The organism is Pseudonocardia sp. ICBG601 (assembly GCF_020496245.1).
This window is the reverse complement of sequence record NZ_JAHLJA010000002.1, coordinates 659,488-673,581: the sequence shown is the minus strand read 5'-3', so window position 1 is coordinate 673,581 and position 14,094 is coordinate 659,488. Positions and strand designations below refer to the sequence as shown.

At 74.8% G+C, this 14,094-nt stretch carries 13 protein-coding genes; 6 read left to right on the top strand and 7 right to left on the bottom strand.

Features of this window, described 5'->3' with window-relative positions; genetic code table 11:
• Positions 1-2 precede the first annotated feature (2 nt).
• A complete protein-coding gene (locus KPL57_RS03080) occupies positions 3-1,328 on the top strand; it encodes an NAD(P)/FAD-dependent oxidoreductase (protein WP_226350366.1) in 1,326 nt (441 codons plus the stop codon).
• Between the two features lie 58 nt (positions 1,329-1,386).
• Here KPL57_RS03080 and KPL57_RS03075 read toward each other — a convergent pair whose 3' ends face one another.
• Positions 1,387-2,424 carry an MBL fold metallo-hydrolase gene (locus KPL57_RS03075; RefSeq protein WP_226350365.1) on the bottom strand — a complete coding sequence of 346 codons (1,038 nt, stop codon included), beginning with the start codon at positions 2,422-2,424 and terminating at the stop codon, positions 1,387-1,389.
• A 46-nt stretch (positions 2,425-2,470) separates the two neighbouring features.
• Here KPL57_RS03075 and KPL57_RS03070 point away from each other — a divergent pair, with 46 nt between their 5' ends.
• Positions 2,471-3,268, top strand: coding sequence for an enoyl-CoA hydratase/isomerase family protein (locus tag KPL57_RS03070; protein WP_226350364.1), 798 nt, complete (start codon positions 2,471-2,473; stop codon positions 3,266-3,268).
• Between the two features lie 25 nt (positions 3,269-3,293).
• Here the strand turns inward: KPL57_RS03070 and KPL57_RS03065 are convergent, their stop codons facing one another.
• The 3 genes from KPL57_RS03065 to KPL57_RS03055 are packed head-to-tail and all read right to left on the bottom strand — an operon-like array spanning position 3,294 to position 6,877.
• A complete protein-coding gene (locus KPL57_RS03065; protein WP_226350363.1) occupies positions 3,294-4,460 on the bottom strand; it encodes a thiolase family protein in 1,167 nt (388 codons plus the stop codon).
• Complete coding sequence (locus KPL57_RS03060; RefSeq protein WP_226350362.1) at positions 4,460-5,611, bottom strand: acetyl-CoA C-acetyltransferase; 1,152 nt, start codon at positions 5,609-5,611, stop codon at positions 4,460-4,462. The genes KPL57_RS03065 and KPL57_RS03060 overlap by 1 nt, the downstream gene beginning before the upstream one ends.
• Positions 5,612-5,632: 21 nt before the next feature.
• Positions 5,633-6,877, bottom strand: coding sequence for an NAD(P)/FAD-dependent oxidoreductase (locus KPL57_RS03055; RefSeq protein ID WP_226350361.1), 1,245 nt, complete (start codon positions 6,875-6,877; stop codon positions 5,633-5,635).
• Between the two features lie 90 nt (positions 6,878-6,967).
• Here KPL57_RS03055 and KPL57_RS03050 point away from each other — a divergent pair, with 90 nt between their 5' ends.
• A complete protein-coding gene (locus KPL57_RS03050; protein WP_226350360.1) occupies positions 6,968-7,759 on the top strand; it encodes an enoyl-CoA hydratase/isomerase family protein in 792 nt (263 codons plus the stop codon).
• The gene (locus KPL57_RS03045) at positions 7,756-8,964 is read left to right on the top strand and encodes an enoyl-CoA hydratase-related protein (protein ID WP_226350359.1); all 1,209 of its coding nucleotides are present in this window, start codon (positions 7,756-7,758) and stop codon (positions 8,962-8,964) included. Before KPL57_RS03050 ends, KPL57_RS03045 begins: the two co-directional genes overlap by 4 nt.
• On the opposite strand, the gene KPL57_RS03040 is transcribed toward KPL57_RS03045, so the two are convergent.
• Positions 8,951-9,535: a TetR/AcrR family transcriptional regulator gene (locus tag KPL57_RS03040; RefSeq protein ID WP_226350358.1), complete on the bottom strand. Its 585-nt coding sequence runs from the start codon at positions 9,533-9,535 to the stop codon at positions 8,951-8,953. The two genes, KPL57_RS03045 and KPL57_RS03040, sit on opposite strands and share 14 nt — an antisense overlap.
• Before the next feature lie 106 nt (positions 9,536-9,641).
• Between KPL57_RS03040 and KPL57_RS03035 the strand changes: the two genes are divergently transcribed.
• Together KPL57_RS03035 and KPL57_RS03030 are read left to right on the top strand one after the other, a co-directional pair.
• On the top strand, positions 9,642-10,823 hold the full coding sequence (locus KPL57_RS03035; RefSeq protein ID WP_226350357.1) for an acyl-CoA dehydrogenase family protein: 1,182 nt from the start codon (positions 9,642-9,644) through the stop codon (positions 10,821-10,823).
• Positions 10,820-11,830 carry a phosphotransferase family protein gene (locus tag KPL57_RS03030; RefSeq protein WP_226350356.1) on the top strand — a complete coding sequence of 337 codons (1,011 nt, stop codon included), beginning with the start codon at positions 10,820-10,822 and terminating at the stop codon, positions 11,828-11,830. The genes KPL57_RS03035 and KPL57_RS03030 overlap by 4 nt, the downstream gene beginning before the upstream one ends.
• A gap of 47 nt (positions 11,831-11,877) precedes the next feature.
• Here the strand turns inward: KPL57_RS03030 and KPL57_RS03025 are convergent, their stop codons facing one another.
• Both KPL57_RS03025 and KPL57_RS03020 read right to left on the bottom strand, forming a co-directional pair.
• A complete protein-coding gene (locus KPL57_RS03025) occupies positions 11,878-13,200 on the bottom strand; it encodes an MFS transporter (protein WP_226350355.1) in 1,323 nt (440 codons plus the stop codon).
• 25 nt (positions 13,201-13,225) lie between these two features.
• A complete protein-coding gene (locus tag KPL57_RS03020) occupies positions 13,226-14,071 on the bottom strand; it encodes an NAD(P)-dependent oxidoreductase (RefSeq protein WP_226350354.1) in 846 nt (281 codons plus the stop codon).
• Positions 14,072-14,094 lie beyond the last annotated feature (23 nt).

Here is a 14,094-nt window from a genome sequence, read left to right as displayed (position 1 = left end):
CCGTGGCGCCCATCGAGTCCGACACCGCGTTCGACGCGCTCGTGGTGGGAGCGGGGGCCGGTGGCCTGTTCGCCGCCGCCCGGCTGGCCCACGCCGGCTACCGCACCCTCGTCGTGGAGCGGCTCGACAAGGTCGGCGGTCGCGCGTCGACCACCGACATCGACGGCTTCCTCGTCAACGACGGGGCCATCGTGATCGAGGTCGGCGGGATCACCGAGGAGACCTTCGCCGAGGTCGGCGCCGAGTTCGACGTCCGCACCCCGCAGGTCCCCGTGCTGTACCGGGTCGGCGGGAAGAACCTCGACGTCACCCGCGGCGGCTGGGGCATGCTGCTCTCCCAGCTCACCCGGCAGGGAGCGAAGTTGCTCTCGGGCATCGGCGCCGCCCGCACCGACGACGACGCGCTGCCCGGCAGCGAGATGTCCACCGCGGAGTGGGTCGGGAAGTACTCGAAGAACGAGGCCGTCCAGGGCGTGTTCCGCAACATGTGCGCCTCGGTGTTCGCCGTCGGCTCCGAGGAGCTGCCCGCCCGGGTGTTCCTCACCTACTTCACCCGCAAGTCCGCGTTCAAGCGGTTCGGGTTCTGCCCCGCCGGGACCATCGGGGTCTGGCAGTCGCTGGCGGACTCCGTCGCCCGCAACGGCGGGCAGGTGTGGCTGTCCTCGGAGGTCGAGCGGCTGCACGTCGCCGACGGCCGGGTCACCGGCGCCACCGTCGTCCGCGACGGGGAGCGGGTCGAGGTCACCTGCCGGGTCGCGGTCAGCGACACCGGTCCCGCGGGCACCGTCGCCATGGTCGGCGAGGAGAACCTGCCGGCCGACTACCGCGAGCAGGTCCGGATCAAGGACCGTCCGTGCTCGATGCTCGCGGTGAACTTCGCCAGCCGTGAGCGCCTGGTGGACGTGCCGGGGATGCTGCTGTTCTCGAAGTCCGAGCGGCTCTGCTACGTCGCGAACTTCACCGACACCTGCCCGGAGATGGCCCCCGACGGCTGGAACCTCTACGTCGCGGCGTCGGTGCCCAAGCCCTCGGTCGGCGACTTCGACGCCGACGCCGAGGTGGCGCTGCTGAAGAAGGACCTCCAGGAGCAGGTCCCCGGCTTCGACGGCGCCCGGATCCTGTCCGTGGCCGTCATGCGCGACGGCTGGCCGCCGCAGCGCGCCGTCGCCGGGTACGACCTGACCTCGGAGACCCCGATCGCGAACCTCTGGAACGTCGGCGACGGCGTCAAGGAGTACGCCAACGGTGGCACGACGGCATGCGCGGAGACCGCCAAGCTCGTCACCGAGCGCATCCTCGCGGACTTCCCGCTCACCGCGACCGTCTGACCTCCGCTCCCCGCCGACGCGCCGTCGCCCGTGCCCGGGTGGCGGCGCGTCGGGCGTCTCAGGTGGTGGCGTAGCGGCGGACGCCGTCGGCACCGTCGGCCGCGACGAGCTCCCCCGCCATGACGAGCACGTCGAGGTGGGCCGCGATCTCCAGCACCGCCAGCGCCGCGTGCTCGGTCGCCAGCTGCGACACGTGCTGCGCGCGCCGGGTCCACGGCAGCGCCGCGGCGACCGCCCAGGCCGTGTCGTCCCCGGCGCGGACCCGGTCGGCCGCGGCGGCCAGGCGCTGCTCGTGGTGGGCCAGCAGCTCGTCGACCCGGGTGTGCACGCTGCGGGTCACCGGCCCGTGTGCGGGCAGCAGCAGGGCGTCGGGCAGGTCCCGGACCAGCCGCAGCGAGTCCAGGTAGCTGCGCAGCGGGGTGGGCTCGGGGGCGCGCTCGTAGCCGATCGAGGGCGTGATGTGCGGGAGCACGTGGTCGCCGGCGAACAGCGCGCCCCGTGCGGTGTCGCGCAGCACGACGTGTCCGCGAGTGTGCCCCGGGGTGGCCCGCACCTCCAGGTCCCCCCGCCCGGTCGGGACGGTCCCGCCGTCGTCGAGCCAGACGTCCGGCGGACCCCACGGGGTCGTGTCGGACTGCTCGATCGCCGCCACCAGCGCGGCGTACTCGCGTGCGAGGTCCGCTGCGCCGGCCCGGGCCACCAGCGGGGGCTGCGGGGCCGGGTGGTCGAGGGGGTGGGTCTGCGCGGTGACCGTCGGCTCCTCCCCGCGGCCCAGCAGGACCCGGGTCCCGTGCTCCGCCCGCAGGGTCAGCGCCTGGGTGTAGTGGTCGTGGTGGGCGTGGGTGACCACCACCTGCGCGACGTCGGCCGGGGAGTACCCGAGCGCGCGCAGCCCGCGGGTGAGGGCGTCGCCGTCGGCGCCGGCCCAGCCGGAGTCGACCAGCGTCGGGCCGTCGGCGCCCTCGATCACGTACACGTTGACCGCGCGCAGGCCGTCGGTGGGCAACGGCAACGGGATCCGGTGCACCCCCGGCAGCACGGGGTGCGCCCCCGGCTCGGTCCAGTCCTGCGTCTGCTCGGCGAGCTCCACGGTCACACGGTCTCCTCTGTTTTCGAATCTGAGTTCAATGTAGGTTGCGGGGGTGACCCCGCGCTACGAGGACCTGCGCTACACGACCGGCGACGGGCTCGCCCGGATCGAGCTGCACCGGCCGGACGCCCTGAACGCCTGGACCCCGCAGATGGGCTCCGAGCTGCTGGACGCGGTCCGCCGCGCGTCGGCGGACGACACGGTGCGGGCGGTGCTCGTCACCGGGGCGGGCCGCGCATTCTGCGCGGGCGCCGACGTGAAGAACGCCCGCGACCTGACCCCGGAGGGCGACCCGGACCTGTCGAGCCGGCTGCGCGAGATCTACAACCCGATCGTCACCGGGATCCGGGCCGCGCCGAAGCCGTTCGTCGCCGCGGTCCAGGGCGCCTGCGCCGGGCTCGGGGTGTCCCTCGCCCTGTCCTGCGACCTGCTCGTCGCCGCCGACGACGCCTACCTGCTGCTCGCCTTCGTCCGGATCGGGGTGATGCCCGACGGTGGGACGACCGCGTTCCTGGCCGAGCGGATCGGGCTGACCCGGGCCGCCGAGCTGTGCATGCTGGGCGACCGGCTGCCCGCCGAGACCGCGCTCCGGTGGGGCCTGGTCAACGCCGTGCACCCCGTCGGGCGCCTCGCCGCGGAGGCGGAGACCCTCGCACAGCGGCTCGCGCAGGCGCCGACGGTCGCGCTGGCGAGCACCAAGCAGGCGCTCGGCGCCGCAGCCCAGCGACGCCTCGCCGACCAGCTGGAGCTGGAGGCGACGCTGCAGCAGCGCCACGCCACGACCCACGACTACGCCGAGGGCCGGGCCGCGTTCGTCGAGAAGCGGCGGGCCGTCTTCCGCGGGTGCTGACCCGCGGGGGCGGCCCGCCGTCCCCTCAGAGCCGCTCGATGATCGTCGCGTTGGCCATGCCACCGGCCTCGCACATCGTCTGCAGGCCGTAGCGGCCGCCGGTGGCCTCCAGGTGGTGCAGCATCGTCACCAGCAGCCGGGTCCCCGACGAGCCGAGCGCGTGGCCCAGCGCGATCGCCCCGCCGCGCGGGTTGAGCCGGGCCGGGTCCGCGCCGAACTCGCGGGCCCAGGCCAGCGGGACCGGCGCGAACGCCTCGTTGACCTCGTAGGCGTCGATGTCGCCGATGCCCAGGTCGCTGCGGGCCAGCACCGCGTGCGTGGCCGGGATCGGCCCGGTCAGCATCATCAGCGGGTCGTCGCCGACCACGGAGAACGCGTGGAACCGGGCGCGCGGGCGCAGACCCAGCTCCACGGCGCGGCGCTCGCTCATGACCAGCACCGCGGACGCACCGTCGGTCAGCGGCGACGAGTTGCCCGGGGTGATCTTCCAGTCGACGTCCGGGAAGCGGGCGAGGGCCCCGTCGGTCCGGAACGACGGCCGCAGCCCGGCCAGGCCCTCGGCGGTCGTCGTGCCGCGGACGGTCTCGTCGGTGACCAGGTCCGGTGCCTCCGGGACCGCGACGACCTCGGCGTCGAAGCCGCCCTCGGCCCAGGTCGCCGCGGCGCGGCGGTGCGACTCGGCGGAGTAGGCGTCGAGCTCGTCGCGGTCGAGCTTCCAGCGCTGGGCCACGAGCTCCGCCGAGATGCCCTGGTTGACCAGCCCGTCCGGGTAGCGGGCCGCGTGCCGGGCCCCGGCGCCGGCGCGCGCGCTGCCGATCGGCACCGCGCTCATCGACTCCACCCCGGCCGCGATCACGACGTCGTGCACGCCGGCCATGACCGCCTGCGCGGCGAACGCCGCGGCCTGCTGGCTGGACCCGCACTGCCGGTTCAGGGTGGTGCTCGGCACGCTCTCCGGGAACCCGGCCCCGAGCACCGCGTTGCGCCCGATGTTGCCGGCCTGCTCCCCCACCTGCTGGGCGCAGCCGACGATCACGTCCTCGACCAGCGCCGGGTCGATGCCCGCCCGCTCGACCAGCGCGACGAGCTGGCCGGCGAGCAGGTCGGCCGGGTGCACCCCGGACAGCCCTCCCCCGGCCTTCCCCTTGCCGACCGGGGTCCGGACGGCCTCGACGACGACGGCGGTGCCCATCAGAGCCGCTCGATGATCGTGACGTTGGCCTGGCCGCCGCCCTCGCACATGGTCTGCAGGCCGTAGCGGCCCCCGGTGCGCTCCAGCTCGTGCAGCATCGTGGTCATCAGCCGGGCACCGGTCGCGCCGAGCGGGTGGCCCAGGGCGATCGCGCCGCCGTTGGGGTTGACCTTCGCCGGGTCGGCGCCGGTCTCGATCAGCCAGGCCTGCACGACCGAGGCGAACGCCTCGTTGATCTCGACGGTGTCGATGTCGTCGATCGTCAGGCCGGTGCGCTTGAGCGCGTACTCGGTCGCAGGGATGGGCGCGGTCAGCATCCACACCGGGTCCGAGCCGCGCACCGACACGTGGTGGATCCGCGCCCGCGGGGTCAGCCCGTGGTCGCGCACCGCCGACTCCGAGGCGATGAGCAGCGCCGCCGTGCCGTCCGAGACCTGGCTGGACACCCCGGCGGTGAGCCGGCCGCCGTCGGTCAGGGTCTTCAGGGCGGCGAGCTTCTCCAGGGAGGTGTCGGCCCGCGGGCCCTCGTCCCGGACGACCTCGCCGAAGGGCACGATCTCGCGGTCGAACCGGCCCTCCTCGATCGCGGTGAGCGCGCGGCGGTGGCTCTCCAGCGCGAAGACCTCCATGTCCTCGCGGGAGAGGTTCCACTTCTCGGCGATCATCTCCGCGCTGCGGAACTGGCTGATCTCCTGGTTGCCGTAGCGGGCCTCCCAGCCGACGCTGCCCGTCCACGGGTCGGTCGCCCCGAACGGCTCGCCCGCGGTGAACGAGGACAGGATCGGGTACTGGGACATGACCTGCACGCCACCGGCGACGACGAGGTCCTGGGTGCCCGCCATGACCGCCTGCGCGGCGAAGGAGACCGCCTGCTGGCTGGACCCGCACTGCCGGTCGACGGTGGTGCCGGGCACGGACTCGGGCAGCCCGGCGACCAGGGCCGCGGTGCGCGCGATGTCCCCGGCCTGGGCGCCGATGGTGTCCAGGCAGCCGTAGACGACGTCGTCGATCGCGGCCGGGTCGACGCCGGTGCGCTCCACCAGCGCCCGGATCGGGTGCGCGCCGAGGTCCGCGGGGTGCACCGCGGCCAGGCCGCCCTTGCGCCGGCCCACCGGGGCCCGGACGGCGTCGACGATGTAGGCCTCGCCCATGAGTTCCTCTTCCTGCGTCGATCAGTGGCCCGCCGCGACGGCCGCGGCGTTGCGCTCCTCGGCGAACGCGAGTGCGTCCGCCCAGCTCGTGCGGCGTCCGATGCGGACGCGGTACTTCATGACGTCGGCGCGACGGTCGAGCGTCAGCGCGCCGGTCAGCCGGTCCCCGGTGCGGTACAGGGCCACGAAGCGGCCCTCCTCCACCGAGCCGGAGACGACCCGGATCTCGTCGGCGGCGGCGACCCCGACGAACTGGATGCGGCTGGAGTACCAGTCCGACCAGAAGTAGGGCACCGTCTCGTAGGGCGTCGCTGCGGCCGGGTCGAGTGCGTTCCGCGCGGCGCGGGCGCCCTGCTCCGCGGCGCTGGTCCAGTGCTCGATGCGCATCAGGCCACCGGTCGGCAGGTCGGCGAACAGCGGGTTGCGCCAGCGGACGACGTCGCCCGCGGCGTACACCCCGGGCAGCGCGGTCGCGAGCGTCTCGTCGGCCAGGACGCCGTCCTGCAGCCCGACGCCCGAGCCCTCCAGCCACTCCGTGTCCGGGGTGGCCCCGATCCCGGCGACGACGAGGTCCGCGGGCAGCACGGTGCCGTCGCTCAGCCGGACACCGGTGACCCGGTCGGTCCCCTCCACGGCGTCGACGCCGACGCCGCAGCGCAGGTCGGTGCCGTGTGCCTCGTGCAGCCGGGACAGCGCCGCGCCCATCTGCTCGCCGACCGCGCGCACCAGCGGGGTGGGCAGCGCCTCGACGATGGTGGCGGGCAGTCCCCTCCTGCGGGCGCCGGAGGCGACCTCGGAGCCGATGAACCCCGCGCCGACGACGACGGTGCGGGCCCCCGCGTCGAGCGCGGCCCGCACGGCGGCGGCGTCGTCGAGGGTGCGCAGGGTGTGCAGCCCGGCGAGGTCGCCGGGCAGCCTGCGGGCCCGCGCACCGGTGGCGACCACCAGGGCGTCGTAGCCGATCCGTCGGTCGCCGACGACGACCTCGCGGGCGTCGGCGTCGAGCCCGGTCGCGGGCGCACCCAGCTCCAGGTCCACGCCGAGGTCGGAGCGCAGGTGCTCCTCCTCGCGGAAGCGGACGTCGGGGGCCTCCCCGTCCTCGAGGAAGGCCTTCGACAGCGGCGGCCGGTCGTAGGGCAGGTGCGGCTCGGCGCCGACCAGCGTCACCGGGCCGGTGTGGCCGGCGTCGCGGGCGGCCTCGACGGCCCGCAGACCGGCGAGGGACGCCCCGACGACCACCAGACGGGGACCGGAACGCGGCGGCATCGCAGCACCTTTCGTCGACCAGATTTGAATCGAGAATAAACTTATGCGAGATTCGACGTCAACGCCGGGGACGCCGTTCGGGAGGACGCGATGCACGCAGACCGAGCCACCTACCGGGTCACCGAGGGGGTGGCCGAGATCAGGATGACCCGCCCGGACGCGGGGAACGCGATCGATCCGGCCATGGTCGAGGCGCTCGACGCCGCGATCCGCACCGCGGAGACCGACGACACCGTGCGGTGCGTGCTGCTGACCGCCGACGGCCCGGCCTTCTGCGTGGGCGGTGACCTGCGGTTCTTCCGCAGCAACCTCGACGCGCTGCCCGAGCACCTGGACTCGATGATCAGCACCTGGCACCGGTCGGCCCTGCGCAGGCTGTCCGCGCTGCCGGTGCCCGTCGTCGCCGCCGCCCGCGGCGGGGTCGGCGGCGGCGGGCTGGGCCTGCTGTGGGGCGCCGACGTCGTGGTCCTCGCCGACGACGCCAAGCTGGCGACCGGCTTCACCCGGCTCGGCATGACCGGGGACGGCGGCAGCTCCTGGTACCTGCCGCGGCTGGTGGGCCTGCGCCGCGCGCAGGACCTGATGCTGCGCTCGACGCCGGTCGGCGCCGCCGAGGCCCTGGAGTGCGGGCTGGCCTCACGGGTGGTGCCCGGCGCCGAGCTCGAGGACACCGGCTGGGCGCTCGCCCGGGAGTTCGCCGCCGGGCCGACCTGGGCCTACGGCGGGATCAAGCAGCTGCTGCGCGACAGCGGCGACCGCACGCACGCGGACCAGCTGATGGCCGAGTACGAGCTGATGAGGGCCGGCGCCGGCCGCGCCGACGTCCGGGAGGGCATCACCGCGTTCGCCGAGCGCCGCGCCCCGGAGTTCGACGGCCGATGACCGCAGGAGAGGACACGATGGGCACGACCGACGACGAGACCGTGGTCCGCCGCCTCTACCCGGCGCTGGCCGAGGGCGACCGGGAGACCCTCGACGCGATCCTGCACCCCGACTTCGTCGGCGTGCTCGCCGACGGCATGCCCGGCGGCGTCGGCGGTGAGCACCGCGGCGCCGAGGCGATGCGCCGCGACGGCTGGGGCGGTATCGCCCGGAACTTCGCCGCCCGCGCCGAGCCGGAGCGGTTCACCCCGACCGCCGACGGCCGGATGCTGGTGAGCGGGCGCTACCGGGGGCGCGGGCGTCGCGGCGGCGGCGCGCTGGACGCGGCGTTCACCCACGTCGTCACCGTCGCCGACGGCAGGCTCACCCGGCTCGAACAGCTCACCGACACCGCGCGGTGGGCCGCGGCGGCGCCGCCGTACACGACCCTCGACGTGCGGGTCGCCGACGGCGTCGCGACCGTGCGGCTGGACCGGCCCGAGAAGCACAACGCCGTCGACGCGACGATGGGCGCCGAGCTCGCCCGGGCCGTCGACGCGCTCGCCCGGGACACGACGGTGCGCGCGGTCCTGCTGACCGGCGGGGAGAAGGTCTTCAGCGTCGGCGGCGACATCGGGCTGTTCACCGGCTGCCCGCCCGAGGAGCTGCCCGCGCTGCTGCGCGACCTCACCGACCTCTACCACCCCGCCGTCGAGCGGTTGTCCACGATGGACGCCCCGGTCGTCGCCGCGGTGCACGGCGCCGCCGCCGGGGTGGGGCTCGGCCTGGTGTGCGCCGCGGACGTCGTCGTCGCCGCGCAGGAGGCGGTGTTCACCACCGCCTACGGCGGCATCGGGCTGACCTCCGACGCCGGGGTGTCCTGGTTCCTGCCCCGGCTGGTGGGCCTGCGCCGGGCGCAGGAGATGTTCCTGACCGGGCGCCGGCTCACCGCGGCCGAGGCGCTGGATTGGGGCCTGGTGACGACGGTCGTGCCCGACGGGGAGGTCGACGCGGCGGCACGCGACTACGCGGCGTCGGTCGCGGCGGGGCCGACGCGGGCGTTCGGCGCGGTGCGGCGGCTGCTGCGGCAGAGCGGCGACACCGACCTGCACACGCACCTGGCCGACGAGCAGGACTCGGTCGTCGAGGCCGGGCGCGGCAGCGACCTCCTGGAGGGCGCGCGGGCGCTGGCCGAGCGCCGGCGGCCCCGGTTCACCGGGGCCTGAGCGCGGCGGGCCCGGCCCCGACGAGGCGCAGCGCGAAGTCCGCGAGCTGCCAGGCGACCTCGTTCTCCCCCGGGCCCGCGTCGTCGCGGAACCACACCGCGACGCCCATCCCCTGGTCGAGGATCGCGTACGACGCGAGCTGCGGCGACGCGACCGAGAACACCCCGGCGTCGGCGCCCTCGGCGATCAGCCGCCGGAAGCGCTGCTCGTAGTCGGCGCGCCTGCCGAGGATCTCCGACCGGTGCGGCTCGGTCAGGCTGCGCAGCTCCCGGTTGCCGACGAAGGCCTCCACGCGGTGCCGGGCGTGGTAGCGCACGTGCGCCTCGACGGCGCGGCGCAGCCGTTCGACCGGGTCGTCGATCCCGGCCACCGCGGCGTCGTGCTCGCGGATCAGCGCGTCCATGGTGGCGTCGATGACCGAGGCGAGCAGCTCCTGCTTGGAGCGGACGTGCTTGTAGAGGCTCGGCCCGCGGATGCCGACGGCGGCACCGATGTCGGCCATCGTCGTCGCCTCGTAGCCGCGGCGGGCGAACTCCGCCAGCGCCGCCGACCGGATCTGATCGCTCCGCACGGCTAGCAGTCTATAGCCGTGGTGTGAGATGTGGCTCCCGACGCTGTCCTCGGATGGTGCGATGCTGCTACAAGATGGCTAACACCCATTAGCCGATGGAGGAGACATGGCGGTCGACCTCGCCCAGGACGCGCACGTACAGGACCTCGCGGAGCGGACGGCACGCTTCGTCCGGGAGGTGGTGGTCCCGGTCGAGGAGGCCCACGGCGGCGTCCTGCCGTCGGACGGGGAGCGGGTCCGACTGCAGGACGCCGCCCGCGCCGCGGGGGTGTTCGCCCCGCACGCCGCCCCCGAGTTCGGCGGGCACGGCCTGGACATGTGCGGCCGCGCCGCGGTGTTCGAGGAGGCCGGCTACTCGCTGCTCGGCCCGATCGCGCTGAACATCGCCGCCCCCGACGAGGGCAACATCCACCTGCTCGAGCGGATCGCCTCCGAGGACCAGAAGGTCCGCTACCTCGCCCCGCTCGCCGCCGGGGACGTGCGCTCGTGCTTCGCGATGACCGAGCCCTCCCCCGGCGCCGGGTCCGACCCCGACGCGCTGTCCACCACGGCCACCCGGATCGACGGCGGCTGGCGCATCGACGGCCGCAAGTGGTTCATCACCGGCGCCGACGGAGCCGCGTTCGCGATCGTCATGGCCCGCACCACCGGCTCCCCCGGTGACCGCGGCGGCGCGACGATGTTCCTGGTCGACGCCGGCAACCCCGGCATGACGATCGGCCGCCACATCCCGACGCTGGACGAGTCGCTCTACGGCGGGCACCTGGAGGTCGAGTTCTCCGACTGCCGCATCACCGACGACGCCGTGCTCGGCGAGGTCGACGAGGGCTACCGCTACGCCCAGGTCCGCCTCGGCCCGGCCCGGCTGACCCACTGCATGCGCTGGCTGGGCATCGCCCGCCGCGCCCAGGACATCGCCGTGGCCTGGGCCGCGGAGCGGCAGGTGTTCGGGTCACGGCTGGCCGACCTCGGGATGGCGCAGGCGATGATCGCCGACAACGAGATCGACATCGCCGCCGCGCGCGGGCTGATCCTGCGCGCCTGCTGGGAGCTCGACCAGGGCCGCCCCGCCGGCATGGAGGTCTCGATCGCCAAGACCTTCACCGCGGAGGCCGTCTGGCGGGTCGTCGACCGGGCCCTGCAGCTCAACGGCGGCCGCGGCGTCTCCGGGGACGTCCTGCTGGGCCGGTTCCTGCGCGAGGTGCGCCCGTTCCGCATCTACGACGGCCCCTCGGAGACCCACCGCTGGTCGATCGCCCGCCGCGCCGTCGCGCGGGCCACCCGATGAGCCCCGACGGCCTGGACCTGGCCGCGCTGGACACCTTCCTGGGCGAGCACGTCGACGGCTACCGCGGCGGGGTCACCGCGGAGCTCGTCTCGGGTGGGCGGTCGAACCTGACCTACCGGGTCACCGACGGCGAGCACGTCTGGATCCTGCGCCGCCCCCCGCTCGGCACACTGACCCCCTCCGCGCACGACATGGGCCGCGAGTACCGGGTCGTCGCCGCCCTCGCGGGCAGCGGGGTCCCGGTCGCACCGGCGGTCGCGCTGGCCGACGACGCGGTACTCGGGGTGCCGTTCGCGCTCACCGGGTTCGTCGACGGGATCGTGGTGCGCAGCGAGGACGACCTCGCCGCCCTCGACGACCCGACCGTGCGGGCGACCGCGTTCTCCCTGGTCGACACCCTCGCCGCGCTGCACGCCGTCGACGTCACCACCGGCCCCCTGGCCGAGCTCGGCCGCCCCGCCGGATACCTGCGCCGCCAGGTCGAACGCTGGTACGGCCAGTGGCAGCGCGTCGCCACCCGCGAGCTGCCCGACGTCGACACCCTGCACGGCCTGCTCGACGCGACCTGCCCGGCCGAGAGCGACCACGCCGTCGTGCACGGGGACTTCCGCATCGACAACGCCATCCTCGACCGCGACGACCCCACCGTGGTCCGGGCGCTGGTCGACTGGGAGATGGCCACCCTCGGCGACCCGCTGGCCGACCTGGCCCTGCACGTCGTCTACGGCGACCCTGTGTTCGCCCCGGTCCTGGCCGGGGCCGCGGCCTCCACCAGCCCCCGGATGCCGGGTGCCGACGAGCTGGTGGAGCACTACGCCGCGTCGTCCGGGCGCGAGCCGCGGGACTGGGCGTTCCACCGCGGCCTCGCCTACCTCAAGGTCGCCGTGATCGCCGAGGGCATCCACGCCCGGCACCTGCGCGGCGACACCCGCGGCGACGGGTTCGCGACCGTGGGCGAGGCGACCGCACCGCTGGCCGCGGCCGGGGTCGTCGCGGCCCGCGGCTGAGCGACGGCGGACCGGGCCGGCCTGCGTGGCACGGCCCGGCCCGGCCGTCAGCGGACCTGCGCCGGCGCTCCGGCCGTGGCCGGGGTCGACGGCCCGACGCGGGCGGGTGCGGTCTCCGCGGCGAACCGGCTCGCCCAGGTCGAGATGATCCCGAGCAGCACGAACAGACCCGCCGGGCCGTACCAGCCGAGGAGCCCGTAGAGCGCGGTGGCGACGAAGGGCAGCAGACCGGCGACGACCGCGGCCGCGTTGTAGCCCAGCGAGATGCCCGAGGACCGCACGTCGCGCGGGAACTGCTCGGAGAACCAGGACGCCTCGACCGCGAAGATCGGGTCGTGGCTGAAGAGCAGCCCGAGTGCCACCGCGACGACGACGGCGATCGCGGCACCGGTGTTGACCAGCAGGAACATCGGGACACCGAAGAGGATCGTGAACACCGACCCGAACAGGAACACCGGCTTGCGCCCGATCCGGTCCGACAGCGCCCCGAAGGCCAGGTGGCTGACCAGCCCGAGCGCGGACCCGACCAGGGTGCCGATGAGCACGGTGGTCCGGTCGGTCAGCGAGGCCAGCACGACGTAGGACAGCATGAAGCTGGTGGTGATGTAGTAGCCGCCGGTCTCGGCCAGACGCAGGCCGACGATGCGCAGGACGATCCGCCAGTCGTTGCGGAGGACGTCGAGGGCGGGGGTCTTGCGGATCTCGCCCGAGGCCTTCATCGCGTCGAACTCGGGCGACTCGGCGACCCGCATCCGGATGAACATGCCGACGCCGACCATCACCGCGGAGGCCAGGAACGGCGCGCGCCACACCCAGTCGCCGGTGAACATCTGCTCGGAGAGCAGGAAGGCGCCGTTGGCCAGCAGCAGACCGGCCGGGATGCCGATCTGGGGCACCGCGCCGAAGAAGCCGCGCCGTCGTTCCGGGGCGTGCTCGACGGCCATGAGCACCGCCCCGCTCCACTCGGCCCCGAAGCCGATGCCCTGGGCGATGCGGAGCACGACGAGCAGGATCGGGGCCAGCACACCGACCTGGGCGTAGGTGGGCAGGACACCGACCAGGACGGTGGCGACGCCCATCACGATGAGCGACCACATCAGGACGCGCTTGCGTCCGAGGCGGTCGCCGTAGTGCCCGGCGAGGTAGCCGCCCAGGGGGCGGAAGACGAAGCCGATCGCCAGCGTGGCGAACGAGGCCAGGACGCCGATCAGGGCGTTGTCGGTGTGGAAGAAGACGGTGCCGAAGTAGGCGGCCGCCGCGGTGCCGTAGATGAAGAAGTCGTAGCTCTCGACGGCGGTGCCGATCATCGAGGCGACGGAGACCTTCTTCGGGTCGTCCTTGCCGGCGACGCTGCCTGCGGTCGGGGTCATCGTGCTGCTCCTGTCGGGGGTGCGGTCAGTAGGTCTCGATCACGCGCGAGTCGTCGCGATGCAGCAGCCCCGCCCGGCTCGCGCGGAGGAAGCGGTCGTGGGCCGCGGCGAGCAGCGGGGTGTCCGCGCCGGCCGTCGCGGCGGCGTCGGCGACGAGGCCGGAGTCCTTGACGAAGATGCCGACGGTGCTGGTCACCTCGACGTCGGTGGCCGAGAGCATCCGAGGGCCGCGGTCGGTGAGCATCCAGGAGCCGCCGGCCCCGCCCTCGACGAGCGAGAGCACCTCCGCCCGGTCCAGCCCGAGCCGCCCGGCCAGGGCCAGCGCCTCGGCGGCCGCGGCCAGGTGCACCGAGCACAGGTGCTGGTTGACGATCTTCACGGCCTGGCCGTCGCCGGGGTCCGTGCCGACCCGCCGCACCGTGCCCATCGCGCCGAGCACCGGGGCGGCGGCGTCGACGTCGGCGGCGGGCCCGGCGGCGAACAGCGTGAGCTCCCCGGTGCGCGCGCGGGCGACGCCGCCGGTCACGGGCACGTCCAGGACGGCCGCGCCGGCCGCGGCCAGGCGCGCGGCCTGGGCCCGGACGGCGTCCGGACCGACGGTGCTCATCACGATCCAGCACCGGCCGGTGAGCCCGTCCGCGGTGGCGGCGCCGACCAGGTCGTCGAGCTGCTCGGGGGTCGCGACCATCACGACCACGACGTCGGCGGAGCCGGCCGCGGCGAGGTCGGGGACGACCGTCAGGCCGGTCCCGGCGGCCCGCTCGGCCGCGGTGGGTGCCGGGTCGACCCCGGTCACGGTGAACCCGGCGCCGACGAGACGGGCGGCCATGGGCAGGCCGATCGCGCCGACTCCGACGAACACGATGTGCATGGCGGTGTGCCTCGCTCCTCCCG